Source organism: Streptomyces sp. B93, assembly GCF_018070565.1.
In the GTDB taxonomy this organism is placed as follows: domain Bacteria; phylum Actinomycetota; class Actinomycetes; order Streptomycetales; family Streptomycetaceae; genus Streptomyces.
Genome location: NZ_JAGPXL010000033.1, coordinates 47,005 through 73,585 on the forward strand (window position 1 = coordinate 47,005; position 26,581 = coordinate 73,585).

Here is a 26,581-nt window from a genome sequence, read left to right on the forward strand (position 1 = left end):
TCAGAGGCTGCCGATCGGCGGACGGCCCGGCCGCTCCGGGCCCAGTCGCTTCACGGCTGCGCTCCGCGGCGGCGCTGCCACGGGGCGTGTGCGTAGCGGGACATTAGCGAAGCAGGTTCGCTGAGCGGAAGGCTCCGTCCAGAATCCGGGCACCGACCTGTCGACGCGGGTTCCCTTTGCCTTCCTTTTGCCCTGATACGCACGGCGCGCGAAGCCCGCGCGCACCCCTCACCGCATCCGGGTGGCCCACTCCTGCACCTTGGCGATCCGCTGCCGCAGCTGCCCCGCCGTCGCCTCCGCGCTCGGCGGTCCCCCGCACACCCGGCGCAGCTCGTTGTGGATGACGCCGTGCGGCTTGCCGCTCTGGTGGACGTAGGCGCCGACCATGGTGTTCAGCTGGCGGCGCAGCTCCATCAGTTCCTTGTGGGTGACCACCGGCCGCCGCTCGGCGGGCAGTTCGACCAGGTCGGCCTCGTGGTCGGGCTTCTTGCGGCTGTGCGCGATCTGCCGGGCCTGCCGCTTCTGGAGCAGCATCTGCACCTGGTCGGGTTCCAGCAGGCCCGGGATGCCGAGGTAGTCCTGCTCCTCGTCGCTGCCCGGGTGGGCCTGCATGCCGAACTCGGCGCCGTTGTACATCACCCGGTCGAAGACGGCGTCGGACTCCAGCGCCTCGAAGGGCAGCATGTCCTGGTCGCCGGTGTCCTCGTCCTTCTGCTGCTCGGCCTCCTTGAGGAGCTTCTCCTCCTCGGCGTACGGGTCCTCCTCGCCGCCCTTCTTGGGCTTGTCGAGGACGTGGTCCCGCTCGCGTTCCATCTCGCTGGCGAAGGAGAGCAGGTCGGGCACGGTCGGCAGGAACACGGACGCGGTCTCGCCGCGCCGCCGCGACCGCACGAAACGCCCGACGGCCTGGGCGAAGAACAGCGGGGTGGAGATGGTCGTGGCGTACACGCCGACCGCGAGCCGGGGCACGTCGACGCCCTCGGACACCATGCGGACGGCGACCATCCACCGGTCGTCGCCCTCGCTGAACTCGTCGATCCTCTTGGACGCCCCTGCGTCGTCGGAGAGCACGACGGTCGCCGCGTGCCCGGTGATCTCGCGGATCAGCTTGGCGTAGGAACGGGCCGAGTCCTGGTCGGAGGCGATGACCAGCGCGCCCGCGTCGGGAATGGCCTTGCGCACCTCGGTGAGGCGCTGGTCGGCGGCGCGCAGCACGGCGGGCATCCACTCACCGCGCGGGTCGAGCGCGGTGCGCCAGGCCTGGCTGATGGCGTCCTTGGTCATGGGTTCGCCGAGCCGGGCGGCGATCTCGTCACCGGCCTTGGTCCGCCAGCGCATGTTGCCGCTGTAGGACATGAAGATGACGGGGCGGACGACGTGGTCGGCGAGCGCGGAGCCGTACCCGTAGGTGTAGTCGGCGGCGGAGCGCCGGATGCCGTCGCCGCCCTCCTCGTACGTGACGAAGGGGATCGGGTTGGTGTCGGAGCGGAACGGCGTACCGGTGAGCGCGAGCCGCCGGGTCGCGGGCTCGAACGCCTCCAGACAGGCCTCGCCCCAGGACTTGCTGTCACCGGCGTGGTGGATCTCGTCGAGGATGACGAGCGTCTTGCGCTGCTCGACCCGGTTGCGGTGCAGCATGGGCCGCACGCCGACACCCGCGTAGGTGACGGCGACCCCGTGGTACTCCTTGCCGAGCGGCCCGGCGCTGTACTCGGGGTCCAGCTTGATCCCTATCCGCGCCGCGGCCTCCGCCCACTGCTTCTTCAGGTGCTCGGTCGGCGCGACCACGGTCACCTGCTGCACGACATGGTGGTGCAGCAGCCAGGACGCCAGCGTCAGCGCGAACGTCGTCTTCCCGGCGCCGGGCGTGGCGACCGCGAGGAAGTCACGCGGCTGCTGCTGGAGGTACTTCTCCATCGCCCCCTGCTGCCAGGCCCGCAGCTTGCTTGCGGTACCCCAGGGCGCCCGTCCCGGAAAGGCGGGCGACAGATGGTGGGAGTGCGAGGACGTCGAGTGGGCGGTGGTAGTCACGGTCTCCGTGGTGGGTCGAACGGCTCGGCTACGTATGACAACCGGGCCACCCTACCGGCGCCACGAGGCGGTCATCGCGGGGACGCCGCCGGGCCGCCGAGGGTGGGACACACCTCACAGTCGGCGGGCGGGACCCGGCGACCGGACCGAAACCGGGCGGGGTCAGTCCGCCCGCGCCCGCACCCTCCCCGCCACCCAGGCCCCCGCCAGGGCCACCGCCGCCATCGGCAGGAACACCACCGCGAAGGCCGCTGGCGGGGAGGCGCCCGCCTCGGCTGAGGCGTGGGAGACCGTGCCGCCGCCGAGGGCCGCGAAGGCCGCTCCTCCGGTGGCGAGGAGGAGGACGTTGGAGAGGCCGTCGGAGATCTGGAGGGCGGCGGAGTTGCTGCCCGCCTCCTCGGGGGCGGACAGGCTCAGCAGGAGCACGCTGGTCGAGGAGATCACCAGGCCCATGCCGAAGCAGCCGAAGCCCCAGGCGACGGCGACGGTCCACACCGGCACCGAGTCGACCAGCACCGTCGGCGCGGTCGCGATCGACGCGGCCACCAGCACCATCCCGAACACCATCAGCCGCTCCCGGTACGGCTCAAGGCGGGGCCGGGACTGCGCCCAGGAGCCCAGCGCCCAGGTCCCGCCGCCCGCCGCGAGGGAGAGCCCGGCCAGGGTCGGGGTCAGCCCCCGCTGGGTGACCAGCATCAGTGGCACGAAGGACTCCGCCGCGATGAACGACCCGGCGGCGACCCCGCGCAGCAGCACCACGGACGGCAGCCCCCGCGCCGCCCGGTAGGTGCCGCGCGGCAGCAGACCCAGCACCGCCGGCACCAGCAGCGCCACCCCCGCGGCCCCCGGGAGCAGGGACGCCCACCGCAGGTCCTGCGCGGCGTACTGGAGCAGTCCGGCGCCCGCCGAGATGCCGAGCGCCAGCCGGATCCGCCGCCGGTTGCCGGAGCCCCGGTCTCCGGCGCCCCCGACCGGCCCGGCCGCCCGCCGCCGTATCTGCGGCAGCGCGAGGGCCAGCGGGAGCACCACCAGGACGGGGATGCCCGTGAACACCCAGCGCCAGCCGAGGTGTTCGGTGACCGTGCCCGCCAGCAACGGGCCGAGCACGGACGGCAGCACCCACGCCGCGGCGACCCCCGCCATGATCGCGGGCCGCAGCCGCTCCGGGTAGGCCCGGCTGACCACCACGTACAGCGCGACGATCACCAGCCCGCCGCCGAGCCCCTGCACCGCCCGCCCGGCGATGAACACCCACATCGCCCCGGCCGCCCCGGACAGCAGCAGCCCCGCCGCGAAGGCGCCGATTCCGCAGCTCAGCGGCGCGATCGGGCCCCGTAGATCGGACCACTGACCGGCGAGGACCATGCCGAAGAGGCTGGTGGTGAAGTACGCCGAGAACGCGAACGCGTACAGCGACACCCCGTCCAGCTCCCGGGCGGCCACCGGCATCGCCGTCCCGACCGCGGTCGCCTCGAAGGCGATCAGCAGCACCACGGACACGATCCCGGTGCTCAACGCCCTGAAGGACCGCCCCAGCACCGTCTCGGTCTCGCCCCGGAGGCTCTCCTCCGGGGCCTCGGCGACACCGTTGTCGCGCGGCTCCAGCTTGGTCATGCCGGACAGCGTAAGGGTCACAGTGCCGGGTGACTGCTGTCAGAGGTCGGGCCGGGACCGCGACCTTCGTCCTACGACCACCGGAGCACCCGGAGCACCGGCTATGCGCACAGCCCGCCCCCCGCCTCGTCTTCGAACATCTCCGGCCAGTACCGCCAGCCGTCGTCGCCCGGTGTCCGCGGCGCCGGGTCGACGGCGAGCGGGTCGACGGCGGCCAGGGTGCGGGCCAGGGTGGCGGCGAGCTGTTCGTAGGCGTCGGTCAGTTCGTACTCGGCGTCGAGGGACTTGGCCCGCTGGATCAGCCACAGGGTGAACGCCAGCGTGGAGACGTCGGTGTTCAGCGGGCGCAGGACCGTCCCGGCCTCGCTCCAGGCGAACACCGCGCCCGAGCCGCCGTCGACGACCAGGCTGGTGTCCTCCAGCAGGTGGCCGAGGCGTATCAGCCGGTGGGCGCCTTCGGGGAGGCGGTCGCGGGCCGGGACGCCGGCGGTCCGGAAGACGCTCTCCCGCTCGTCCGCGACGTACTGGGCGAGGGTGGGCAGCGGCACGTCCGAGTCCAGGCCGAACCAGACGCCGTCCTCCGGCAGCCCGACCTCCCGCAGGAAGCGCCGGGTCGGCTCATGGACCAGCGCGGCCGGAAAGTCGATGTCCTCGAAGCGGACCACGGCCCCGGCGCCGTACTCCTCCTCCAGCAGCCACGCGGGCAGGTCGACCGCCAGCCCCGACCTGGTGCCGGGACCCGCGACCAGGGCGAGCGGACGGATGACCGCCGCGATCCGCCAGTACAGCGGCATCTCGGCGTCCGACCCCGCCTCGCGCATGCCCTCCTCGAACACCGCCAGCAGCTGCCGGGACGCCTCCGCCGCCGCCTGCTGGCCATGGCGGCCCGCGTACGACGCGAACTGGCCGCGCAGCCCGGCCAGTTCCTCCGTCGCCGCCGCGAACCGCACCAGCAGCCGCAGCGAGGGCGCCAGCGGGCTGGCCTCCATCAGGTCGGGCCGGTCGTGCAGGACGTACGTCGTGGAGACCTCGCCGGTCGCGCCGTCGAGCAGGACCGACTCGCCCTCCATGCCGCCGGGCGCCAGCAGTTCCCCTATGACCAGCTGGTCCCGCAGCCCGGCAGCGAGCGCGCGGGGGGCGTCGCCCGTCGAGTCCGCGACCGTGCGCAGCCCGTCCCCGCGCAGCACCTCGAAGGTGAACAGGTCACCGCCGCCCGGCAGTCCGGGTCCCGTCAGCCAGCGGCGCGTCGGCGCGTGCGTGACATACGGGTCCAGGCCGGCCTCGGTGAAGGTGATCGTCGCGACTACGGCGTCAGTCGTGCTCATCGGTCCCCCGCGCATGTTCCGTCCGGCGGTCGTCGCGACCGCCTCGTCCCACTGCCCGGAACACTACGCGGCACCACTGACAACGGCCCCAACCCGCGGCGACGGTCCGGTGCCGGGCCGTCCCCGGCGCTGTTTACTGCCCCGTCACCACGGCCGCCTGCGGCCGGATCGGCAGCCGGTTCACCGGCCGTCCGGTCGCCGCCCGCACCGCCGACGCGATCGCCGCCGGGGACGCCACCACCGGCGCCGCGCTGACCGCCTTGGCGCCGAACGGGGCGACCACGTCCCGCTCCTCGACCAGCTTCACGATCCGGATGTCGGGGGCGTCCAGCGCCGTCGGCAGCGCGTACCCGGTGAGGTCGGGATGCCGTATCACGCCCCGAGGGGTGCGCAGGTTCTCGGTGAGGGCGATACCGACGCCCTGGGTGACCCCGGCCTCGATCCGCGCCGCCAGCTGCGCCGGGTTGAGGACCCGGCCGACGTCCTGCGCGACCGCCAGCTCCACGACCCGTACCGAGCCGATCTCGATGTCGACGTCGACGACGGCACGGATCGCGCAGAACGCCATCCCCACGAAGGCGTCGCCCTGCCCGGTCGCGTCCAGCGGCTCGGTCGGGTGCGGACGGCACTGGGCGGTCGCCCACAGCTCCTTGCCCGCCAGTTCCTCGGCGACCGTCGTCGACAGGACACCGTCGTACGAGGTGATCTTGCCGTCGGTGATCTGGAGCAGTTCGGTGGACATACCGAACTTGTGGGCGAGGGGCTGGAGGAGCTGGGTGCGGACCATCTTCGCCGCGCGCTCCACCGCACCGCCGGACACCCAGGTGTGACGGCCCCGGCAGCCCGCCCCGGCGGGGGGCTGGTCGGTGTCGACGGGCGCCACGTGCACCTCGTCGATGCCGAGGGTCTCCTGCACGATCTGCCGGGCGAGCGTGGTGAAGCCCTGGCCGGTCTCCACGGCCGCGCACAGCACGGTCGCCACCCCGTCGTGGACCTTCACGGTCGCCGTGGACACCTCGTCGGCGCCCTCCGCGCCGAGCATGTGGACCATGCCGACGCCGTATCCCACGCCCCGCCGCACCGCGCCGGGTTCGCCCGCGCCCTCGGGCCCGCCGGGCAGCAGCCACTCCTCCTCGGGGGTGTCCTTCGGCAGCGGCGGCAACGGGAAGTCCCGGACCGTCTGGAGGAGTTCGGCGACCGGCGCCGGGCAGGTCACCGTCTGGCCGGTGGGCAGCAGGTCGCCCGTCGCCAGGACGTTGCGCAGCCGCAGCTCGGCCGGGTCGACACCGAGCTTCTTGGCGAGCTTGTCCATCTGCGCCTCGTAGGCGGCGCACACCTGCATGGCGCCCTCGCCGCGCACATGGCCCGACGGCGGGTTGTTGGTGCGCACCGCCCAGCCCTCGATGAAGGCGTTCGGGACGACGTACGGTCCGCAGGCGAAGGCGACCGCGGCGGCCAGCGCCTCCGAGGAGGTGTCGGCGTAGGCGCCCGCGTCGAGCAGGATCTGCGCCTCGACCTTGACCAGCCTGCCCTCGGCGTCCGCGTGGTGGCGGTAGCGCAGCAGGGTGGGGTGGCGGTGGACGTGGCCGAGGAAGGACTCCTCGCGGGTGGCGGTGAGTTTGACCGGGCAGCCGGTCGTCAGCGCGAGCAGACCGAGCGGCAGCTGGAAGCCCTGGTCCTCGCGGTCGGCGGTGGCGCCGGGCACACCGGTGACGACGATCTTGACACGCTCGGGCTCCAGACCGAACGCGGCGGCGGCCGTCTCCCGGTCGGTGTGCGGGTCGGTGGAGGCCAGGTACAGCTCCACGCCGCCGTCCGGGCGGGGCACGGCGAGACCGGCCTCGGCGCCGATGGGCGCGGGGTCCTGGCGGCCGATGCGGTACAGGCCCTCGACGACGACGTCCCCGGCGGCGTCAGGGTCGCCGTGGCGCAGCGGGATGTGCCGGATCAGGTTGCCGTCAGGGTGCAGCGGTTCGGCCTCGAAGGCCTGCTCGGGGTCGGTCACCGGGTCGAGCACCTCGTACTCGACGATGACGGCGGCGGCGGCCATCCGCGCGGTGTCCGGGTGGTCGGCGGCGACGGCCGCGATCGGCTCGCCGTGGTGGCGTACGACGTCGGAGGCGAACACCGGCCGGTCGGCCCGGCCGCGTCCGTGCAGCGGGGTGCCGGGCACGTCCTCGTGGGTGACGACGGCCCGCACGCCGGGCATCTCGCGCGCGTGGGTGGTGTCGATGGACGTGATGCGCGCGTGCGGGTGCGGCGAACGCAACACGGCCGCCCACAGCAGGCCCTCGGCCCACAGGTCGGCCGCGTAGGGGAAGGTGCCCTCGGTCTTGGCGCGGGCGTCGGCGGCGGGCAGGGAGGCGCCGAGGCCGTGCGGGATCGGCTCCGGGACGGGGGCGGGCTGCGCGGCGGTGGTCGCGGTGGCGGCTTCGTTGCTCACGCCTGGCCTCCGTCCTGTCCGTGTCCGTACGGCTGCTGGTCATGCGGTCCCGGTGCGCCGGGCGACCCCGATGACTCGAACGCGGCCTGGTTGACGCCGCCGGCGCCCGGACCCGCCTGGTGCGGGATGCGGGGCTCCCCGGCGTCGGGGCCGTCGTGGCCCTCGGCGGGCTCATCATCGCCTGCGGCGTGCGCCTCGCGTTCGGCGACGACCTCCCTGACGGCGTCCAGGACGCCCCGGTAGCCGGAGCAGCGGCACAGGTTGCCGCAGAGCGCCTGGCGGGTCTCCAGCTCGGTCGGGGCGGGGTTGCCCTCCAGCAGGTCGTGCAGGGTCATCGCCATGCCGGGCACGCAGAAGCCGCACTGCACCGCGCCGCACCTGGCGAGCGCCCGCTGCACGTCCGACGGCTGCCCGTCGGCGGCCAGGCCCTCCACGGTGCGCACCTCGCTGCCCGCCGCGGTGACCGCGGGCACCAGGCAGGAGGCGACGAGCCGTCCGTCGACCTGGACGTTGCAGGCGCCGCACTCGCCCTGCGAGCAGCCGTCCTTGGCGCCCGCGAGGCCGAGCCGCTCCCGCAGCACGTACAGCAGCGACTCGCCGATCCAGGCCCCGTCGACGGGCCGGTCGGCGCCGTTGACGCGCAGGGTGTACGAGGCGAGGGGGTGGTCGTCGTGCGGCGGCGGGGGCGGCCCGTCGTCGGGAGCGCCCTCCCGCGCCGCGTCGGCGTCCGGGCCCGCGTCGGACCCGGTGCCGCTCTCCGGCTCACCGCCGTCCGCCGTGTCCCCGTCGGCGTTCCCGGGCCCCTCGGCGGCCGTGTCCGCCGCCTGGGGTGCCGTGGCCTCACCGAAGGGCTCCTCGGCCCTTGGAGCGGGCTCCACGGGCGTCTCGGCGGCATCGGCCGGCGAGCCGGGCTCGGGCTGCTCAGGGGCGCCGTAGGTGTCCTCCGGCCGCGCCCAGGGGGCGGGGGCGCCGCCGGGGAGGGTGGCCGGTGGGGTGCTGCCCCACTGCTCGACCAGCGAGGACGAGGTGAACTCGCCCGACTCGTCCGGGAGGTCGCCGCCCGCGACGGGGATCGACCACTGCCCGGTGACGTCCTGACGGGACGCGGCGGCACCGGGCCCTGCGACGGCTCCGGGGGCGGACCCGGGAGCCCCGGTCTCCTCGAAGTTCCACTGCCCGGTCGTCCCGGGCTCGTACGTGAACCGGTCCCGCGCCCCGCCCTCGTGGCCGGGCGCCGCCTCCGGACGGCCGTCGTCGGCTCCGGCCTCCGGCCACCCCGCGCCGCTCGCGGGCGCGCCGGGCACCGGCCAGCCGCCGGTGGCCGCCGGGTCGGTGGCGCCGCCCGGGGTGGGCGTCACCGTTATCTGCGGCGGTACGTAGCCGTGGCCGGGCGCGGCGAGCGGGCTGTCGGTGGGGTTGGCCGCGTGGGCGGCCAGGAGCGCGTCCACGCCGCCCTCGGGGAGCTGCACGAAGGCGGTGGCGCCGTCGTCGTACTCGCCCTGGGGCAGCGGGTCCCAGCGGCCGCCGCTCTGGGGAGCGCCCCCGGCGTGCTGGTCGTTGCCGTGCTGGTCGTCGGTCACGACAGTGCCCTCCCCAGTGCTCGTCGGGCCAGCGCGGCGACGGTGCGCCGCAGGTGCAGTACGGCGGGCGGCAGCGGCTCCACGGTGCCGTCCTCGGCCGGGGCCGGGTCGGGGATGCAGGCCGCGGCGACGTACTCGCCGAAGGCGCTGAGCGCCTCGGGGACCAGTGCGCGGTCGTTGTCCCAGTCGATCAGCTGGGCGACCCACTGCTCGGCGTCCAGGGGCCGCAGCGGCATCGGCGCTATGGCACCGACCGCGCACCGCACCCCGCGCCGGGCCGGGTCGAGGACGACGGCCACCGAGCCGACCGCGCGGCCGGGGCCGGTGCGTCCGGTGGCCTTGAGGAAGACCTGCGGGGCGTGCAGCAGCGGCACGCGCACGTAGCCGATGAGTTCGCCCGCGCGGAGCATCTCCACCCCGGCCAGCAGGTGCGACACCGGGATCTCGCGACGGGCGCCGCCGGGGCCCGCGATGATCAGCGTGGCCTCCAGGGCGGCCAGCACCGGCAGCGCGTCGCCGGTGGGCGCCGCGGAGGCGATGTTGCCGCCGAGGGTGCCCGCGTTGCGGATGTGCGGCGGGCCCGCGGCACGGGCGGCGGCGGCGAGCGCCGGGATGAGCGCGGCGAAGTCGGGGCGGCCCATGCGGGCGTGCGTGAGGCCCGCGCCGAGCAGCGCGTGTCCGTCCTGGTACTGCCAGCCGCGGATCTCGCTGATCCGGCCGAGGCCGACCAGCGCGGCGGGCCGCAGCCGTCCGGAGTTCACGGCGGTCATCAGGTCGGTGCCACCGGCCACCGGCACGGCGGCGGGCGTCGCGATGAGCGCCGCCACGGCCTCGTCCAGTGTCGTGGGCAGCGTGACGGCCTGCGCCGCCTGCGGTGCGTGCGTGGTCAAAACCGGCTGCCCCTTCCCGCTGCCCCACCTGGTCCCAGCTGGTCCCGCCTGTTGCTGCCGTACGGTACGTGCTGACAGGGCGGACGTGGCAACTCTGGCACATCTTCGTGGGTGCCGAAGACGGGGGTCCGCTAGGAGGCATTCGCCCACCCCATCAGGGGGATGGACCGTTTTGGCAGGGCATCGCCGGTCCGCGTGAATTGCCCCTCTTCGGTGACGCTCGCGGGGTTTCTCCGTTACGCCGGACCGGCGGGCCGCTACCGGTTCGGCGGCGGGCCGTCGAGCGGACGCCCGAGGACTCCCGGCCGCCGCTGCCACGGCCGGGGCCCGCCGGGCGGCCGGTAGCCGACGCCGAGCGCGTCAAGTCGCCGGTAGTGCGCGGCCATCCGGCGCTCGAAGTCCGCGAAGTCCCGGTCGGCCGGGGCGGGCAGGGCGCTCCACGCCACCTCCGCGAACGCGGCGAGCCTGGGGAACGCCTGGTAGTCCACGCGCGCGTGGTCCTCCATCACCTCGGTCCACACGTTGGCCTGGGTGCCCAGCACATGGCGTGCCTCGTCCCCGTCGAGCTGCGGCGGCACGGGCTCGAACCGGTAGACGTCCTCCAGGGTGCGGACGTAGCCGATCGGCACGGGTTCGTCGTCGCCGGGTGCCTGCCGGTGGTCCAGGTAGACCTGCTGCTCGGGGCACATCACCACGTCGTGCCCGGCCCGCGCGGCGACGATCCCGCCCGCGTACCCGCGCCAGCAGGACACCGCCGCGCCCGGCGCGAGCCCGCCCTCCAGGATCTCGTCCCAGCCGATGAGGCGGCGCCCGCGCGCGGCGAGCCAGGAGTCGAAGTGGGTGATGAACCAGGACTGGAGCCCGTCCTCGTCCGCCAAACCGAGTTCCGCGATGCGCGTCTGTGCCGCCGGGGACGCCTTCCACTGGTCCTTGGGACATTCGTCGCCGCCGACATGGACGAACTCCGAGGGGAACAGCTCCAGCAGTTCCTCGAACACCCCCTCGTAGAAGCGCAGGGTGTTGTCAGTGGGGGCCAGTACGTTGGGAGAGACCCCCCAGTTGTCCCAGACGGAGAGGGCGGTGGTGTCGATGACGTCGGTGTTGCCGAGTTCCGGATACGCGGCGATGGCGGCCTGCGAGTGCCCGGGTACGTCGATTTCCGGGACGACGGTGATATGCCGCTGGGCGGCGTAGGCGACGATCTCCCGGATGTCGTCCTGGGTGTAGTAGCCACCGTGTGGCTTCTCCTCCCACAGCGGTGAGGCGCGGTGACCGAATTTCGTGCGCGCCCGCCAGGACCCCACCTCGGTCAGCCGGGGGTACTTCCGGATCTCCACGCGCCAGCCCTGGTCGTCGGTCAAGTGGAAGTGGAAGACGTTGAGTTTGTGCGCGGCCATCAGATCCAGGTAGCGCAGGACGCCTTCCTTCGGCATGAAGTGCCGGGCCACGTCGAGCATGAGCCCGCGCCAGCGGAATCGGGGGGCGTCCTCGACCGTGACGTGCGGCACGGCCCAGGTGCGGTCGCCGCCGAGCGGGGCCCTGCGGTAGGCGTCGGGGCCGAGGAGTTGCCGCAGCGTCTGCGCGCCCCAGAAGACACCGGCCGCGCCGCCGCCCTCGATGAGGACGCCGGCCGCGTCGCTGACGAGGCGGTACTCCTCGGGGCCGAGTGCGGCGTCGAGCCGGAGCGCGATCCCGTCGCCGGGTTCCCGGCCCTCGGGCAGCGGCAGGCCGGTGGCCTGCCCCAGGGCGGTGCGCAGCCACCGGCCGACGCCGCGGGTGGCGGTGTCGGTGTGAAGCCGGGAGTTCTCCGTCAGCCGTACCTCGCCGGAGCCGCCGACGGCGCCGCGAGGCGCCGGAATGAGTTCAGTCACGTCAGTCCTTAACCGCCCCGCCCAGCCCCGACACCAGCCGTCGCTGCACGAGAACGAAGAAGATGAGCACCGGAATCGTCATCACCGTGGACGCCGCCATCACCCCGCCCCAGTCGGGGTCGTCCGGCTTGTAGAAGACCAGCAGGGCCATCGGCAGGGTCGACTGCGACGTGTCACTGATGATGAACGACTTGGCGAAGAGGAAGTCGTTCCAGGCCGAGATGAAGGAAAACACACTGGTGGCCACGAGGCCCGGGAACACCAGCGGGAAAAGGATCTGCCAGAGGAATCGCGACCGGCTCGCCCCGTCGATGTACGCGGCCTCCTCCAGCGCCTCCGGCACGGCTTTCACGAACCCCCGCAGCATCCAGATCGCGAAGGGCAGGGAGAACGCGATGTGCGGCAGGATCAGCGACCCCAGGGTGTTCAACTGGCCGAAGTCCCGCATGAGGAAGAACAGGGGGATGGTGAGCGCCTCCACGGGCACCATCTGGGCCACCAGAAACATGATCAGCAGGGTGGTCCGGAAGCGGAAGCGGAATCGTGTCACGGCGGTCGCGGCGAGAAACGCGATCAGCGCGGAGGCGATCACCACGGTGCCCGCGACGATGAGGCTGTTGAGGAAGTACCGGCCGAATTCCTGCTGTCCGAAGACGCGTCGGAAGGAATCCAGGGAGGGCGCGAGCGTCCAGGGCCGCGGCTCGGTGGACTGGATCTCCCCGGCCGGTTTGAAGGCGCCGAGCACCATCCAGTACAGCGGGAAGGCGACCACGGCCGCGACCAGCACCGCGGATGTCTCCGCCAGCAGCCGCCAGGGACGGCGTACGAGACTCACAGTTCCTCCCCTTGCCGGCGCAGCAGCCGCAGGTACACCAGCGTCACCGCCAGCAGGATCAGCAGCATCACCACGCCGATCGCCGAACCCAGGCTGTACTGCGAGGACGCGAAGGCCTTCTGGTACGCATAGACGTTCAGGACGAGGTTCTGGCCCGCGATGCCGCCGCCGCCCGTCATCACGTAGATCTGGGTGAAGACCTTGAAGTCCCAGATCACCGACTGGATGGTGACGATCACCAGGATCGGGCGGAGCATCGGCGCCAGCACCGACCGCCAGATCCGCCACTGCGAGGCCCCGTCGAGCGCGGCGGCCTCCAGCACCTCGGCCGGGACGGCACGGATACCGGCGTAGACGGTGACCATCACGAACGGGAAGGAGCACCAGACGACTTCGAGCAGGACGAGGAAGAAGGCGCTGAGGCGGCCGTACGTCCAGGAGTGGTCGCCGAGCCCGAGCACCCGGTTGACGGGCCCGAAGTCCGGGTCGAACAGGAACAGCCACACCGTCGAGCCGGTGATCGCCGGGGTCGCCCAGGCCCCCAGCGCGGCCAGCATCAGCGCCAGCCGGGGCAGCGCGCGCACCCGGGTGAGCAGTACGGCGAGCAGGCAGCCCACCGCCAGGGTGGACACAACGCAGGCCGCCGCGAAGAGCACGGTGGCCAGCAGCACCTGCCAGAACTGCTCGTCGCCGAGGAGTTCGGCGTAGTTGCCGAACCCCCGGAAGCTGGTCGGTTCGCCGCCGCTGACCTGGGCCTGGGTGTATTCCAGGAACGAGATCAGGCCGAGCTGGTAGACGGGGTAGACCAGCAGCCCGGCGACGACGACGAGGGCGGGTGCGAGGTAGAGCCAGGGGGTCCTCGTACGGTGCTGGGGCAGGGTCACCGGATCAGCCCACGGAGCCGAACGCGTCGTTCATCTTCTTCGCCGCGTCCCTGGAGGCGGTCGCCACGTCCTTCTTGCCGCTGACGATCTCCTGGAACATGGTCGGCAGCACCAGCGAGGCGTCTATCTGTGCCCAGGCGGGCGAGGCGGGCACGAACTCGGTCCCGGCGGCCAGTGTCTCCACGAAGGGCTCGACGAACGGGTCGTTCGCCGCGGCCTCCTGCCGTACGTCGGTGAAGGTCGGCAGGAACCCCATCTCCTGGAACAGCTGCCCCTGTGTCTCCTTGGCCGCCAGACGCTTCATCAGGTCGACGGCGAGGGTGCGGTGCGAGGTGCTCTTGAGGACGCCGAGGTTGTTGCCGCCCGCGAAGGCCGGGGCGATCGACCCGGGCTCGACCCCCGGCAGCGGGACGACGGCGTACTTGCCCCTGACCTCGCCCGCCTCCACGGCCTGGTGGCTGAAGTCGCCGCCGATCGCCATGCCCGCCTTGCCGGAGGCGAAGGCGGTGACGGTGTCGTTGCCGCCCATGCCCGCGCACTTGGCGGCCGGGCAGTTGTCGTCGCCGAAGAGGGAGGTGTAGGCCTTGATGCCCTTCTGGGCGGCGGCGCTGTCGATGGCGGAGGCGTACGAGCCGCCCTTGCCGGTGGCGAGTTCGCCGCCGTTGGCCCAGATGAAGGGCATGGCGCCGTAGGTGTAGGCGCCGCCGACCGCGAGACCGTACAGGTCGGGCTTCTGGGCCCGGATCTCCTTGGCCGTCGAGATCAGCTCGGCCTGGGACGTGGGCGGTTTCAGGCCGAGTTCGTCGAAGACGTCGGTGCGGTAGTAGAGGGCGCGTACGCCGACGAAGTACGGGACGCCGTAGACCTTGCCGTCGACGGTGACGGACTGCTTGGCGGTGGGGTCGGTGTCCCTGGCCTGGTCCCAGGCGGCGAACTCGTCGGTGACGTCGGCGAGTCCGCCGTCCTTCACATAGCCGGCGGTGTCGGTGTTGCCGTACTCGATGAGGTCGGGAGCGCTCTTCGGGTCGTTGAAGGCGGCCTTGATGCGCTGGGCGCGGGTCTCGACGGGGATGTACTCGACGCTGACCTCGGTGCCGTCGTGGGCCTTCTCGAAGTCGGCGAGGACGGCGTCGACGACCTCTTCCTTGGGCTTGTTGTTGACCTCCTGGAAGAGCCAGACGCGCAGGGTTCCGGTCTTCTCGTCCTTGTCGGAGGCCGAGTTGCCGGAGGTGCCCGGGGCGCAGGCGGCGGCGAGCAGGACGGCGGGGGTGAGGAGGGCGGCGAGTCGGACGGACAGCTTCATGGAGTGCTCCTCCGAGGGAGTGCGCTGCAACAGCTCGTTGCAACATATGCAATGCCGGTTTCGCTGTGCACAACACCCCGGAGGCTATGGAGTTGATGAACACGCCCACAAGAGGTCTCAACCACTCTGTGACCGGCCGACGCACTCCGTGCAACGCCACAAGCCGCGTACGCCCGCAAAACACGCACAGGCCCCCGGGGAGCGCGTCCCACGCGCCCCGGGGGCCTGTAGCCGAGTCAGCCGGTCAGGCCGGGCGGCCGCCTACTTCTTGTCGCCGCCCTTGCCCTCGTCGCCACCGGCGCCCATGGATTCGTAGATCTCCTTGCACATCGGGCACACGGGGTACTTCTTCGGGTCACGGCCCGGCACCCAGACCTTGCCGCACAGCGCCACGACGGGAGTGCCGTCGAGGGCGCTCGCCATGATCTTGTCCTTCTGGACGTAGTGGGCGAAGCGCTCATGGTCGCCGTCGCCGTGAGAGGTCTGCGGCGTCGGTTCGACGAGGGTCCCCGTACCAGTCCCGCGCTCGGGCTCAAGAGTGCTCATAAAAACCTAGGGTACTGAAGCTCACCCGGTTCAGTTGAGCGACGGGTCGTCCGGATACGTGGCCACCATCGCCAGCTCGTTGCGCTGGCGGCGCAGCACCTCCCGCCACAGCCGCTCCGGCCACGGCGACGACACGTCGCCGGGCTCGGACTCCACCACGTACCAGGCGCCGTCCACCAGCTCGTCCTCCAGCTGGCCCGGCCCCCACCCCGCGTAACCGGCGAAGATCCGCAGACTGCCCACCGCCGACGCGAGCAGCTCGGGCGGCGCCTCCAGGTCGACCAGACCGATCGCGCCGTGCACCCGCCGCCAGCCCAGCGGCGCCCGCTCCCCGGACGCCTCGCCCGGGATCACGGCGACCCCGAGCGCCGAGTCCAGGGAGACCGGGCCGCCCTGGAAGACCACCCCGGGCTCCCCCGCGAGATCCGCCCAGCCCTCCAGGATGTCGCCCACCCCCACCGGCGTCGGACGGTTGAGGACGACGCCCAGCGAGCCCTCCTCGTCGTGGTCGAGGAGCAGCACCACCGCGCGGTCGAAGTTCGGGTCCGCCAGGGCGGGCGTGGCCACGAGCAGCCGCCCTGTGAGCGAGGACACCTCGGTCATGCCAGACATGATCCCGCATCTTCCCCGGGTGTGGGGAACCAATCGGGCATCCCCGGTGAGCGCAGCTCAGGGCGCACGGATGCGTCCCACGCGCACGGCCGCCGCGGTGACCGCACGTACCCGGGCGGGAGCGTTTCGTGTCCGGCCGTGACTTGTGACGAAGCTATGACGTGGCTGGGGCGTACTCAGGCTTACGGGAGGGGGGTCGGCGGCGATTACTCTGTCTCTCCGGCCCATGCACCACCCACTCCACGGAACGCGAGATCCATGACCGTCAACGGCGCTGATGACGTACTCCTTGTCCACGGCGGGACCCCGCTGGAGGGCGAGATCCGGGTCCGCGGTGCGAAGAACCTCGTGCCGAAGGCCATGGTCGCCGCCCTGCTGGGCGGTGCGCCGAGCCGGCTGCGCAACGTTCCGGACATCCGGGACGTGCGAGTCGTACGCGGGCTGCTCCAGCTGCACGGGGTGACGGTCCGCCCGGGCGAGGAGCCGGGCGAGCTGGTGCTCGACCCGACGCACGTGGAGAGCGCGAACGTCGCTGACATCGATGCCCACGCGGGGTCCTCGCGCATCCCGATCCTGTTCTGCGGGCCGCTGCTGCACCGGCTCGGCCACGCCTTCATCCCCGGCCTCGGCGGCTGCGACATCGGCGGGCGGCCCATCGACTTCCACTTCGACGTGCTGCGGCAGTTCGGCGCGAGCATCGAGAAGCGGGCCGACGGGCAGTACCTGGAGGCGCCGAAGGGGCTGCGCGGCACCAAGATCCGGCTGCCGTACCCGTCCGTCGGCGCGACCGAGCAGGTACTGCTGACGGCGGTGCTCGCCGAGGGCGTCACGGAACTCTCGAACGCAGCCGTGGAGCCGGAGATCGAGGACCTGATCTGCGTCCTGCAGAAAATGGGCGCCATCATCGCGATGGACACCGACCGCACCATCCGCATCACCGGTGTGGACAAGCTCGGCGGCTACACCCACCGCGCCCTCTCGGACCGTCTGGAGGCCGCGTCCTGGGCGTCCGCGGCGCTCGCGACCGAGGGCAACATCTACGTCCGGGGCGCGCAGCAGCGGTCCATGATGACGTTCCTCAACACCTACCGGAAGGTCGGCGGCGCCTTCGAGATCGACGACGAGGGCATCCGCTTCTGGCACCCCGGCGGCCAGTTGAAGTCCATCGCGCTGGAGACGGACGTCCATCCCGGCTTCCAGACGGACTGGCAGCAGCCGCTGGTCGTGGCCCTCACCCAGGCCACCGGCCTGTCGATCATCCACGAGACGGTGTACGAGTCCCGGCTGGGCTTCACCTCCGCCCTCAACCAGATGGGCGCCCACATCCAGCTCTACCGCGAGTGCCTCGGCGGCTCCGACTGCCGCTTCGGCCAGCGCAACTTCCTGCACTCCGCCGTCGTCTCCGGCCCCACCCGCCTCCAGGGCGCCGACCTCGTCATCCCCGACCTCCGCGGCGGCTTCTCCTACCTCATCGCCGCCCTCGCCGCCCAGGGCACGTCCCGCGTCCACGGCATCGACCTGATCAACCGGGGCTACGAGAACTTCATGGAGAAGCTGGAGAAGCTGGGCGCCAAGGTGGAACTGCCCGGCAAGGTACTGGGCTGACCGACCCCGCCCTCACCCCCGGCCCGGGCCGACACCGCCCCGGCTGGGGGTCCGGGGGTCGTCCCCCGGGAAAGCACAGCATGGAGAAGCTGGAGAAGCTGGGCGCCAAGGTGGAACTGCCCGGCAAGGTACTGGGCTGACCGACCCCGCCCTCACCCCCGGCCCGGGCCGACACCGCCCCGGCTGGGGGTCCCGGGGTCCTTCCCCGGGAAGCACAGCCCGAGTTGCGGTACCGGCGTTCGCGGGGACCATGAGAGGGGTGACCTTCTCCCCCGGTTTCGAAGGGCGCGCCCGCGGCATCCAGGACCGTCTCCCGCCGGGCCAGTACCCGACGGAGTCGTTCCCCGTGCTCAGCGCCGGACCGACGCCCCAAGTGGCCACCGACACCTGGTCGTTCACCGTCTCCGACGAGACCGGCCGCAGCCGCTCCTGGTCCTGGGACGAGATGCGCGCCCTCCCCCAGGAGGAGCCGACCGTCGACATCCACTGCGTGACCCGGTGGTCGAAGTTCGACACCACCTGGCAGGGCGTCTCCGTCGACGTGTTCCTCGACGCCTTCCTCGAAGACGCCGACACCGCGGCCGAGTTCGTGGTGGCGGAGTCGTACGACGGCTACACCACCAACCTCCCCCTGGAGGACGTCACCGGCGGCAAGGCGTGGCTCGCCCACACCTTCGACGGGTTCGCCCTGTCGGCGGACCACGGCGGACCCGCCCGCCTGGTCATCCCGCACCTGTACTTCTGGAAATCGGCGAAGTGGGTCAAGGCCCTGCGGCTGACCCTCGACGACGAACCCGGCTTCTGGGAGACCGCGGGCTACCACGACTACGGCGACCCCTGGCGCGAGCAGCGCTACTGGAGCGACTGATGACCGGCTGGCTCCCCGCCCGCCTCATCGAGCGGACCGACCAGACCCCGACCGGCCGCACCCTGCGCCTGGAGGTCGCCGAGTGGCCCGGCCACCTCCCCGGCCAGCACGTCGACGTACGGCTCACCGCCCCGGACGGCTACCACGCCGTACGCAGCTACTCCCTGGCGGCACCGGCCGACGGCCGCCTCCTCGAACTGGGCGTGCAGTCGACGCCCGGCGGCGAGGTGTCCCCCTATCTCGCCGACGCCCTCCCGCTGGGCGCGCTCGTCGAGGTGAAGGGCCCGCTGGGCGGCTGGTTCGTGTGGCGGCCCGAGGAGCGGCGCCCGGCGCTGCTGGTCGGCGGCGGCTGCGGTGTCGTACCGCTGATGGCCATGATCCGGGCGCGGCGGCGGGCGGGCGCGGACGTGCCGTGCGCGCTGGTGTACTCCGCGCGCGGCGAGGAGGACGTCTGGTACCGGGAGGAACTGCGCTCCGGCGAGGACGGCGTACCGGTCCGTGTCGTCCACACCCGGCACGCCCCGGCCGGCGTCGCCCGCCCCGCGGGACGCGTCACCGCCGACGACCTGGCGGGCCTGCTGCCGCCGGACGGCACCCGCTGCTACGTCTGCGGCCCGACCGGCTTCGTCGAGCACGTCACCGCCCTGCTGGTGCGGGGCGGCCACCCTCCGAACCGGATCCGCGCCGAACGCTTCGGCTGACGCCGGGCCGACACCGAGCGACATCGTGCGACACCGAGCCGACAGCAAGGGGAGACCCATGACCGAGCCGCGTCCACACCTGTACCTGGACGGCAATGCCCTGGCGGGTCCGCTCGCGGACGTCTTCGCCGTGGACCCGACGACCGCGTGGCGGCGGTGCCCGGCCTGCCACCGGCCGTCGATGGTGTCCGAGCTGCGCGTGTACGGCCCCGAACCGGGGCTGACGGCGCGCTGTCCCGGCTGCGCGGAGATCGCCCTGCGGGTGGTGACCCAGCCCGAGCACCTCTGGCTCCAGCTGGGCGGCCACGGCGGGGCGTTCCGCTTCACCCTGCCCCCGGCGGCGCGGTGACCGGCCCGGGGAGGAACGCCGATGGGGCGGCCCCCGCCGAAACGGGGGCCGCCCCATCGATGTCGCTCACGGGCCCTCACGGGCCCGGCAGGGTCACTTGCCCTTGGCGGCTTCCTTGAGCTTGGAGCCCGCGGACACCTTCACGCTGTAACCGGCCGGGATCTGGATCGGCTCGCCGGTCTGCGGGTTGCGGGCGGTGCGAGCGGCACGGTGGGTGCGCTCGAAGGTCAGGAAGCCGGGGATGGTGACCTTCTCGTCGCCCTTGGCGACGACATCGCCGACGACGTCGGCGAACGCGGCCAGCACGGCGTCGGCGTCCTTGCGGGTCACCTCGGCGCGTTCGGCCAGCGCGGCCACCAGCTCACTGCGGTTCATGTTGTTACTCCCGTGTTCTTCTTGCGTTGAGGCGTGCCCCGCGGCGGACCCGCATGTCGGGCACAGCGAAGCCGATGCTGCCAGGGTCCTCGGACAGTCCCCGGACCCGGGTCGGTCGTCAGACGCTCGCGCCCAGAGAGGCATCCTGCCCCTACCTGCGGCGCTAAAGCCAATCCGGCACCCGCAGGAGTCGAGAGAACACCCTTGGGAGTCACACGGAAAGCGTCACGACTGGCCGCCAACCATAGATGCAGGTCCACCGCCCCCGGTTCCGCGACGCGCCGGTGCCCGGGGCGACCGTGGCCATCGTCACAGCCTACGACCACCCCGGCGCGGGCGCCCGTCAGCGGCGCTGTGACCGGGGCCAGGGGGCTTCCGTCAGCCGCCGGTGGCCGACGCCCCGGCCGCCTTGGCCGCGTCGCGGACCGCCCCGGCCACCGCGCCCGCGACCTTGTCGTTGAAGACGCTGGGGACGATGTAGTTCGGGTTCAGCTCGTCCTCGGTCACCACGTCCGCGAGCGCCTTCGCGGCCGCGAGCATCATCTCGGTGTTGACGGTCCGGGACTGCGCGTCGAGCAGACCGCGGAAGACACCGGGGAAGACCAGCACGTTGTTGATCTGGTTGGGGAAGTCGGAGCGGCCGGTGGCCACGACCGCCGCCGTCTGGCGGGCGATCGCCGGGTCCACCTCGGGGTCCGGGTTCGCGAGCGCGAAGACGATCGCGCCCTCGGCCATCGCGGCCACGTCGGTGCCGTCGAGGACGTTCGGGGCGGAGACGCCGATGAAGACGTCGGCGCCGCGCACCGCCTCCTTCAGGGTGCCGGTGACGCCCTCGGGGTTGGTGTTGTCGGCGATCCAGCGCAGCGCCGAGCCGGGCGCGGCGTCCACGAGGTCCTCGCGGTCGGCGTGCACCACGCCGTGGATGTCGGCGACGACGGCGTGCTTGACGCCCGCGGCGATCAGCAGCTTCAGGATGGCCGTACCGGCGGCGCCCGCGCCGGACATCACGACGCGCACGTCACCGATGGACTTGCCGACCACGCGCAGCGCGTTGGTCAGCGCGGCGAGGACGACGATCGCGGTGCCGTGCTGGTCGTCGTGGAAGACGGGGATGTCGAGGGCCTCGCGCAGCCGGGCCTCGATCTCGAAGCAGCGGGGCGCGGAGATGTCCTCCAGGTTGATCCCGGCGAAGCCCGGGGCGATCGCCTTGACGATCTCCACGATCGCGTCGGTGTCCTGGGTGTCCAGGCAGATCGGCCAGGCGTCGATCCCGGCGAACCGCTTGAACAGGGCCGCCTTGCCCTCCATCACCGGCAGCGCGGCCTTCGGCCCGATGTTGCCGAGGCCGAGCACCGCGGAGCCGTCCGTGACGACGGCGACGGAGTTGCGCTTGATGGTGAGGCGGCGGGCGTCCTCGGGGTTCTCGGCGATCGCCATGCAGACGCGGGCGACGCCCGGCGTGTAGACCATGGACAGGTCGTCACGGTTGCGGATGGGGTGCTTCGACGCCATCTCGATCTTGCCGCCGAGGTGCATCAGGAAGGTACGGTCCGAGACCTTGCCGAGCGTGACGCCCTCGATGCCGCGCAGCTTCTCGACGATCTCGTCCGCGTGGGCGGTCGAGCTGGCCGCGATGGTGACGTCGATACGGAGCTTCTCGTGGCCGGAAGCGGTGACGTCGAGGCCGGTCACCGAGCCGCCGGAGGACTCCACGGCGGTGGTGAGCTGCGATACGGCGGTTCCGCTCGCGGGCACCTCCAGCCGGACCGTCATCGAGTAGGAGACGCTGGGCGCCGTTGCCATGGCCGACTTCCTCTTTCACGTGATGCTGGTATGCCGTCCGATCGTCGCACCTACCGCCGGGTAGGAGGGAGCCGGGTTGGGATTGCGAACGTATTGTTCACCACATGAATCAGCCCCGCGTCAGCTGCTGACGCGGGGCTGTTCGACAAGCTCAGTGGCACCGACCCGCCATGCTCGCCTCGCGGCAAGTGGTCGCTCGTAGCGACGAAGGTTGGGCCCGGGGGCTTGGATCGAGCCGGTGCCACGTCCAGGCTAACAAACGGATCCCGTAAGGCCATTCCCGTACCGGAGGCACTTTCCGGGATCTCCCCCCTCAGTCCCGCAGCAGGTCCGGCACCCCGGCCCCGTCCGGCTCGTCCCGCTCCCCCGAGACGATCGTCAGCTGCTGGGTGGCCCGGGTCAGCGCCACGTACAGCACCCGCAGTCCGGCGGGCGACTCGTCGGCGATCTCCGCCGGGGAGACGACCACCGTGGCGTCGTACTCCAGGCCCTTGGCCTCCAGGCTGCCGAGGGCGACCACCCGCTCCCCGAGCCCGGCGAGCCAGCGCGCGGCCTCCTCGCGGCGGTTCATCGCCACGACGACACCGACCGTGCCGTCGACCTGCTCCAGCAGCCGGGCGGCCTCCGCGCGCACGGTCCGCCCCACGGACTCCCCGACGACGGCGAAGCGCGGCCGTACGCCCGTGGAGCGCACCGCCGACGGGGACTCGGCGCCGGGCATGGCCAGCTCCAGCACCCTCGCGGCCAGCTCGGCGATCTCGGCGGGGTTGCGGTAGTTCACGGTGAGGGTGAAGCGGCGGCGCGGCCGGGTGCCGAGTGCCTCGTCGCGGGCCTCGGCGGCCTCGTCGGGGTCGGACCAGGAGGACTGCGCCGGGTCACCGACGACCGTCCAGGTGGCGTGCCGCCCGCGACGGCCGACCATGCGCCACTGCATCGGCGTGAGGTCCTGCGCCTCGTCGACGATGACGTGCGCGTACTCGGTGCGCTCCTGCGCGAGGCGCTCGGCGCGCTCGCGCCGGGACTCCTCGCGCACCGGCATCAGCTCCTCCAGGCCGGTGAGCTGGTCGAGCGGGTCCAGTTCGCGGCGCTTCCGCGGGCGGGCGGGGCTGCCGAGGATCGCCTGGAGTTCGTCGAGCAGGGCGATGTCGTGCACGGTGCGGCCGTCGCGGCGCAGCGACCGGGCGACCCGGCGCACCTCGCCCGGGTTGAGGATGCGGCGGGCCCAGCGGCCGAGCCGCTTCTCGTCGGCCATGGCGCGCAGTACGGCGTCGGGGGTCAGCTCCGGCCACCAGGCGTCGAGGAACTCGACGAAGGGGTCCTCGGCGGCGATGTCCTCGTCGAAGGAGGACCGCAGCTCGGCCGCCAGCTCCGGGTCGGTGTGCCGGGCGGCGGCGCCGGACCGCTCCCACAGGGCGTCCAGCAGCAGACGGCGGGCGCGGGGGCGCAGCAGGTTGACGGGGGCGGTGCCGCCGAGGGCGGTGCGGCGGATGTCCGCCAGCTCACCGGCGGTCAGCTCCAGGCGGCGGCCGAAGGCGACGACCCGCAGGACCTCGGGGGAACCGCTCCGCTCCAGCGCGCCGCGGGCGGCCTTGCGCAGCACCCGCAGCATGCGGTGGGAGCCCTTGGCACGGGCGGTGGCCGGGGAGTCGTACAGGGTCGCCTCCACCCCGTCGACCAGTGAGCCGATCGCCCGGATGGCGACCTGCCCCTCCTCGCCGAGCGACGGCAGCACGCCCTCGGTGTACGCCACCAGCAGCGGGGTCGGGGAGACGATCAGGATGCCGCCCGCGTACCGGCGGCGGTCCTGGTAGAGCAGGTAGGCGGCGCGGTGCAGGGCGACGGCGGTCTTGCCGGTGCCGGGGCCGCCCTCGACGTACGTCACGGAGGCGGCGGGGGCGCGGATGACCTTGTCCTGCTCGGCCTGGATGGAGGAGACGATGTCCCGCATGGTGTGGCTGCGGGCCCGTCCCAGCGCGGCCATCAGGGCGCCGTCGCCGATGGCGGGCAGTTCGCGGCCGTCCAGGAACGCCTTCAGCTCGGGCCGCATGAGGTCGTCCTCGACGCCGAGGACACGCCGCCCCTTGGAGCGGATGACGCGGCGGCGCACGACCCGGCCCGGGTCGACGGGCGTGGCCCGGTAGAAGGGCGCGGCGGCGGGCGCCCGCCAGTCGATGACCAGCGGGGTGTAGTCCTCGTCGAGGACACCGAGACGGCCGATGTGCAGGGTCTCGGCGATGTCGGCGGTGTTGTCGGGACGTACGGCGCCCTCCGCCGGTTCGACGGCGGTGTAGGCGCCGTCGGGTCCCTTCTTGCCGTCCTTGCCGCGCAGCAGGTCGATCCGGCCGAAGAGGAAGTCCTCGAACTCGTTGTTCAGCCGGTTGAGGTGCACACCCGCCCGGAAGACCTGCGCGTCCCGCTCGGCCAGCGCGCCGGGCGTGCCGACCTGGCCGCGCTGGACGGCGTCGTGCATGAGGAACTCCGCCTCGTGGATCTTCTCCTCCAGGCGGCGGTAGACCCGGTCCAGGTGCTCCTGCTCCCCACCGATCTCACGGACGCGTACGGAGTCCTGGCTCGAGCCCCGTTGCGGGTCCCGGTTCGGGTCGAGCGCGGTTTCCTGTTGAGCCTGAGCGGCCACCGGGCCCCCTTCTGACGTGCTGGGCAGCCGTCCACCGTACGCGAAGGGGGGCCGGTAAGGCTACGGCCGCGAACTCAGACGGCGACCTCCACCAGGCGTTCCCCGTCGAAGGTCACGACCTCGAAGTGGTCGATCTCCTCGGGGGTGAAGGCGGCGCCGCCGTGCACGTAGAGGGGCTTCTTGGCCTTGTCGGTGGTGGCGTCCGGGAGGCCGTAGCCCCAGTCCGGGACGGACCAGGAGGTGACGGTCTCGCGCTCGCCGTTCTTGCCGACGGCGATCAGGGCGCACTTCTGCGGCCCCTTGACGTTCTTCAGCTCCAGGACCGTATGGGTGCCCCAGGCCTTAGCCTCCATCCCGACGGTGGCGCTGACCTGGGTGTTCGGGTCGGTCGCCGACAGCTTGTCGGACATGGTCTCGAAGGCTTCCTCGGCGGGCCCGGCAGTGGGCCCCGCCTCGACGCCGGGGCTCCTCGTGCCCCCGCCGCCGCCCCCGCCGCCGTCGGTGGTCGCCACCGCCGCGATCGGCCCGGCGACGATCAGCGCGGCGGCGGCCGCCACCAGGTAGAAGCCCTTGCGGCGCTTGGCGGCGCGGCGCTCGGCGACCTCGTCGACCAGCCGCTCCGCCAGCCGTGGGCTGGGCCGCGCGGACAGCGACTCGCCGAGCGCGGGTGTGCTGCCGGTGCCGGGCAGGTCCGCGAGGGCGGCCAGCATCGGCTCCATCCCGGCCAGCTCGTCCAGTTGCTGGGCGCACCACTCGCAGCCCGCGAGATGCGCCTCGAAAGCGGTTGCTTCGGCGTCGTCGAGTATCCCGAGGGCGTAGGCGCCGACGGCTTCGTGTTCGTTCGGGCCGAGCGAACCGCCACCCGATGTCCCCTGCATGGGACCAGCCATACCCGGACCACCCGCTCCGAATCCCGAAATCCCCCCGTACCCGCTCATCACGCCGTCACCCCCCGCTCCTCCAGTGCCAGCTTCATCGAACGCAGGGCGTAGAACACCCGCGAGCGCACGGTGCCACTCGGTATGCCGAGCGTCTCGGCCGCCTCGTTGACGGTACGCCCCTTGAAGTACGTCTCCACGAGCACCTCCCGGTGGGCCGGGGTCAGGTCGTCGAGCGCGTCAGACAGCGTCATCAGCCACAGCGCCTTGTCGATCTCGTCCTCCGCGGGGATGACCTCCAGCGGCGACGGGTCGACCTCCTGCGGCCGGGCCTGCCGGCTGCGGTGGCCGTCGATGACGATGCGCCGGGCGACCGTCACCAGCCAGGGGCGTACCGATCCGGTCGCTCGGTTGAGCTGACCGGCGTTCTTCCAGGCACGGATGAGCGTCTCCTGCACCACGTCCTCGGCGCGCTGCCGGTCTCCGGCGACCAGGCGCAGCACATAGGCGAGCAGGGGTCCGGCATGCTCCCGGTACAGGGCGCGCATCAGCTCCTCGTCGGGTTCCGAGGACCCGGACGACATGCGATGTCGGGCCCTCGCACCACGTTCATTGGCCACGACGGAATCCTTGCGCACGCCCACCTCCGATGTCCGGGGGTTCCCCCAGCCGGTCGCTCAACGTCGGGTACGGAGGCAGGGCGTGACGTGTTCAAAGAGGCGGGACAGTTTTCTGAGAGATTGGCGTGGCCGGACGGACATCGGGGCACATTCCCGCCGCAAACTCTTCACGATTCCATCACGGCAACGGCTATTGACAGGAAGTCAGTTGCCGTACGGCGTTTCAGGCGCGGGCGGGCTGCGCGCGCCGCCGGTGCCGGGCCACCCGCTCCCGGTTCCCGCACACCTCACTGGAGCACCAGCGCCTGCGGTGCCCGCGCGAGGTGTCGACGTACACGATCGGGCAGTTGTCGCCCGCGCACTGCCGCAGGCTCGCCCGCGCCGCCGGATCGGTCAGCAGTTCCACGACGTCCCGCGCCACGGCACCGACCAGCGCCGCGCACTCCGGCGGCCCGGCCAGCCCCCGCACCAGCGCCCCGTCCGGGCCGCGCAGGGCACGCGGGGCGGGGGGCGCGGCGCGGGCCAGCTCGTTGACCCGGGCCAGCGCGAGATCGTACGGCGGTGCCGGGGCCGCGTGTCTGCCGTACACCAACTGCTGGGTACGGCCGCGCAGTTCGCGGAAGCCGAGCAGCCAGGAGGCGTCCGCGTGGACCAGCGGGGTGCCGGGCGGGACGAGGCCGGAGCCGGTGATCCAGGCGCACAGCACCTCGACCGAGTCGAGCCGTTCGACGGGGTGGGTGGTGGCGAGCAGGTCCAGGCAGACGCGCCCGGTGTCGAACCGCAGCTCGTACGAGGACGAGGGCATGAGGGCCA

General features: G+C 72.6%; 22 protein-coding genes. 4 read left to right on the top strand and 18 right to left on the bottom strand.

The features are described 5' to 3' along the window. Window positions 1–228: 228 nt before the first annotated feature. The 12 genes from KBY47_RS26365 to KBY47_RS26420 form a co-directional block, all read right to left on the bottom strand. Window positions 229–2,031 carry a DEAD/DEAH box helicase gene (locus KBY47_RS26365; protein ID WP_210925025.1) on the bottom strand — a complete coding sequence of 601 codons (1,803 nt, stop codon included), beginning with the start codon at window positions 2,029–2,031 and terminating at the stop codon, window positions 229–231. Between the two features lie 162 nt (window positions 2,032–2,193). Beyond that, a complete protein-coding gene (locus KBY47_RS26370) occupies window positions 2,194–3,645 on the bottom strand; it encodes an MFS transporter (RefSeq protein WP_210925027.1) in 1,452 nt (483 codons plus the stop codon). Between the two features lie 101 nt (window positions 3,646–3,746). Beyond that, window positions 3,747–4,970 carry an SUKH-4 family immunity protein gene (locus KBY47_RS26375; protein ID WP_210925029.1) on the bottom strand — a complete coding sequence of 408 codons (1,224 nt, stop codon included), beginning with the start codon at window positions 4,968–4,970 and terminating at the stop codon, window positions 3,747–3,749. Window positions 4,971–5,103: 133 nt separating this feature from the next. Further along, window positions 5,104–7,413, bottom strand: a complete 2,310-nt coding sequence (locus KBY47_RS26380) for a molybdopterin cofactor-binding domain-containing protein (RefSeq protein WP_210925031.1) — start codon at window positions 7,411–7,413, stop codon at window positions 5,104–5,106. Beyond that, on the bottom strand, window positions 7,410–8,993 hold the full coding sequence (locus KBY47_RS26385) for a 2Fe-2S iron-sulfur cluster-binding protein (RefSeq protein WP_210925033.1): 1,584 nt from the start codon (window positions 8,991–8,993) through the stop codon (window positions 7,410–7,412). The genes KBY47_RS26380 and KBY47_RS26385 overlap by 4 nt, the downstream gene beginning before the upstream one ends. Then, entirely contained in the window at window positions 8,990–9,883 is an 894-nt protein-coding gene (locus KBY47_RS26390; RefSeq protein WP_210925034.1) for a xanthine dehydrogenase family protein subunit M, read from the bottom strand. Before KBY47_RS26390 ends, KBY47_RS26385 begins: the two co-directional genes overlap by 4 nt. Before the next feature lie 257 nt (window positions 9,884–10,140). Further along, window positions 10,141–11,754 (bottom strand): beta-N-acetylhexosaminidase, encoded by a 1,614-nt coding sequence (locus KBY47_RS26395; RefSeq protein ID WP_210925036.1) that lies wholly within the window; start codon window positions 11,752–11,754, stop codon window positions 10,141–10,143. A 1-nt stretch (window position 11,755) separates the two neighbouring features. Then, window positions 11,756–12,589, bottom strand: a complete 834-nt coding sequence (locus KBY47_RS26400) for a carbohydrate ABC transporter permease (RefSeq protein ID WP_210925038.1) — start codon at window positions 12,587–12,589, stop codon at window positions 11,756–11,758. After that, window positions 12,586–13,473 carry a carbohydrate ABC transporter permease gene (locus tag KBY47_RS26405; protein ID WP_210925040.1) on the bottom strand — a complete coding sequence of 296 codons (888 nt, stop codon included), beginning with the start codon at window positions 13,471–13,473 and terminating at the stop codon, window positions 12,586–12,588. Before KBY47_RS26405 ends, KBY47_RS26400 begins: the two co-directional genes overlap by 4 nt. 4 nt (window positions 13,474–13,477) lie before the next feature. Next, window positions 13,478–14,776 (bottom strand): extracellular solute-binding protein, encoded by a 1,299-nt coding sequence (locus KBY47_RS26410; RefSeq protein ID WP_210925042.1) that lies wholly within the window; start codon window positions 14,774–14,776, stop codon window positions 13,478–13,480. Window positions 14,777–15,037: 261 nt separating this feature from the next. Continuing rightward, window positions 15,038–15,322, bottom strand: coding sequence for a DUF3039 domain-containing protein (locus KBY47_RS26415; RefSeq protein ID WP_210925044.1), 285 nt, complete (start codon window positions 15,320–15,322; stop codon window positions 15,038–15,040). Window positions 15,323–15,352: 30 nt separating this feature from the next. Further along, complete coding sequence (locus KBY47_RS26420; RefSeq protein ID WP_210925102.1) at window positions 15,353–15,925, bottom strand: YqgE/AlgH family protein; 573 nt, start codon at window positions 15,923–15,925, stop codon at window positions 15,353–15,355. 267 nt (window positions 15,926–16,192) lie between these two features. Between KBY47_RS26420 and murA the strand changes: the two genes are divergently transcribed. The 4 genes from murA to KBY47_RS26440 all read left to right on the top strand — a co-directional run bounded on the left by murA (window position 16,193) and on the right by KBY47_RS26440 (window position 19,457). After that, on the top strand, window positions 16,193–17,539 hold the full coding sequence (gene murA, locus KBY47_RS26425; RefSeq protein WP_210925047.1) for a UDP-N-acetylglucosamine 1-carboxyvinyltransferase: 1,347 nt from the start codon (window positions 16,193–16,195) through the stop codon (window positions 17,537–17,539). A 250-nt stretch (window positions 17,540–17,789) separates the two neighbouring features. Beyond that, window positions 17,790–18,407: a sulfite oxidase-like oxidoreductase gene (locus tag KBY47_RS26430; protein ID WP_210925049.1), complete on the top strand. Its 618-nt coding sequence runs from the start codon at window positions 17,790–17,792 to the stop codon at window positions 18,405–18,407. Continuing rightward, a complete protein-coding gene (locus KBY47_RS26435) occupies window positions 18,407–19,108 on the top strand; it encodes a ferredoxin reductase (RefSeq protein WP_210925051.1) in 702 nt (233 codons plus the stop codon). The genes KBY47_RS26430 and KBY47_RS26435 overlap by 1 nt, the downstream gene beginning before the upstream one ends. Window positions 19,109–19,166: 58 nt before the next feature. Further along, the gene (locus tag KBY47_RS26440) at window positions 19,167–19,457 is read left to right on the top strand and encodes a DUF6510 family protein (RefSeq protein ID WP_210925053.1); all 291 of its coding nucleotides are present in this window, start codon (window positions 19,167–19,169) and stop codon (window positions 19,455–19,457) included. A 93-nt stretch (window positions 19,458–19,550) separates the two neighbouring features. Here KBY47_RS26440 and KBY47_RS26445 read toward each other — a convergent pair whose 3' ends face one another. From KBY47_RS26445 to KBY47_RS26470, 6 genes are all read right to left on the bottom strand, one after another. After that, window positions 19,551–19,832 (bottom strand): HU family DNA-binding protein, encoded by a 282-nt coding sequence (locus KBY47_RS26445; RefSeq protein WP_210925055.1) that lies wholly within the window; start codon window positions 19,830–19,832, stop codon window positions 19,551–19,553. 378 nt (window positions 19,833–20,210) lie between these two features. Further along, entirely contained in the window at window positions 20,211–21,635 is a 1,425-nt protein-coding gene (locus KBY47_RS26450) for an NAD-dependent malic enzyme (protein ID WP_210925057.1), read from the bottom strand. Between the two features lie 313 nt (window positions 21,636–21,948). After that, a complete protein-coding gene (locus KBY47_RS26455; RefSeq protein ID WP_210925059.1) occupies window positions 21,949–24,270 on the bottom strand; it encodes a UvrD-helicase domain-containing protein in 2,322 nt (773 codons plus the stop codon). Window positions 24,271–24,344: 74 nt separating this feature from the next. Then, window positions 24,345–25,208, bottom strand: a complete 864-nt coding sequence (locus KBY47_RS26460) for an anti-sigma factor (RefSeq protein ID WP_210925061.1) — start codon at window positions 25,206–25,208, stop codon at window positions 24,345–24,347. Continuing rightward, the gene (locus tag KBY47_RS26465) at window positions 25,208–25,732 is read right to left on the bottom strand and encodes a sigma-70 family RNA polymerase sigma factor (protein ID WP_210925063.1); all 525 of its coding nucleotides are present in this window, start codon (window positions 25,730–25,732) and stop codon (window positions 25,208–25,210) included. Before KBY47_RS26465 ends, KBY47_RS26460 begins: the two co-directional genes overlap by 1 nt. A gap of 259 nt (window positions 25,733–25,991) precedes the next feature. Continuing rightward, window positions 25,992–26,573 carry a CGNR zinc finger domain-containing protein gene (locus KBY47_RS26470; RefSeq protein WP_247695272.1) on the bottom strand — a complete coding sequence of 194 codons (582 nt, stop codon included), beginning with the start codon at window positions 26,571–26,573 and terminating at the stop codon, window positions 25,992–25,994. Window positions 26,574–26,581 lie beyond the last annotated feature (8 nt).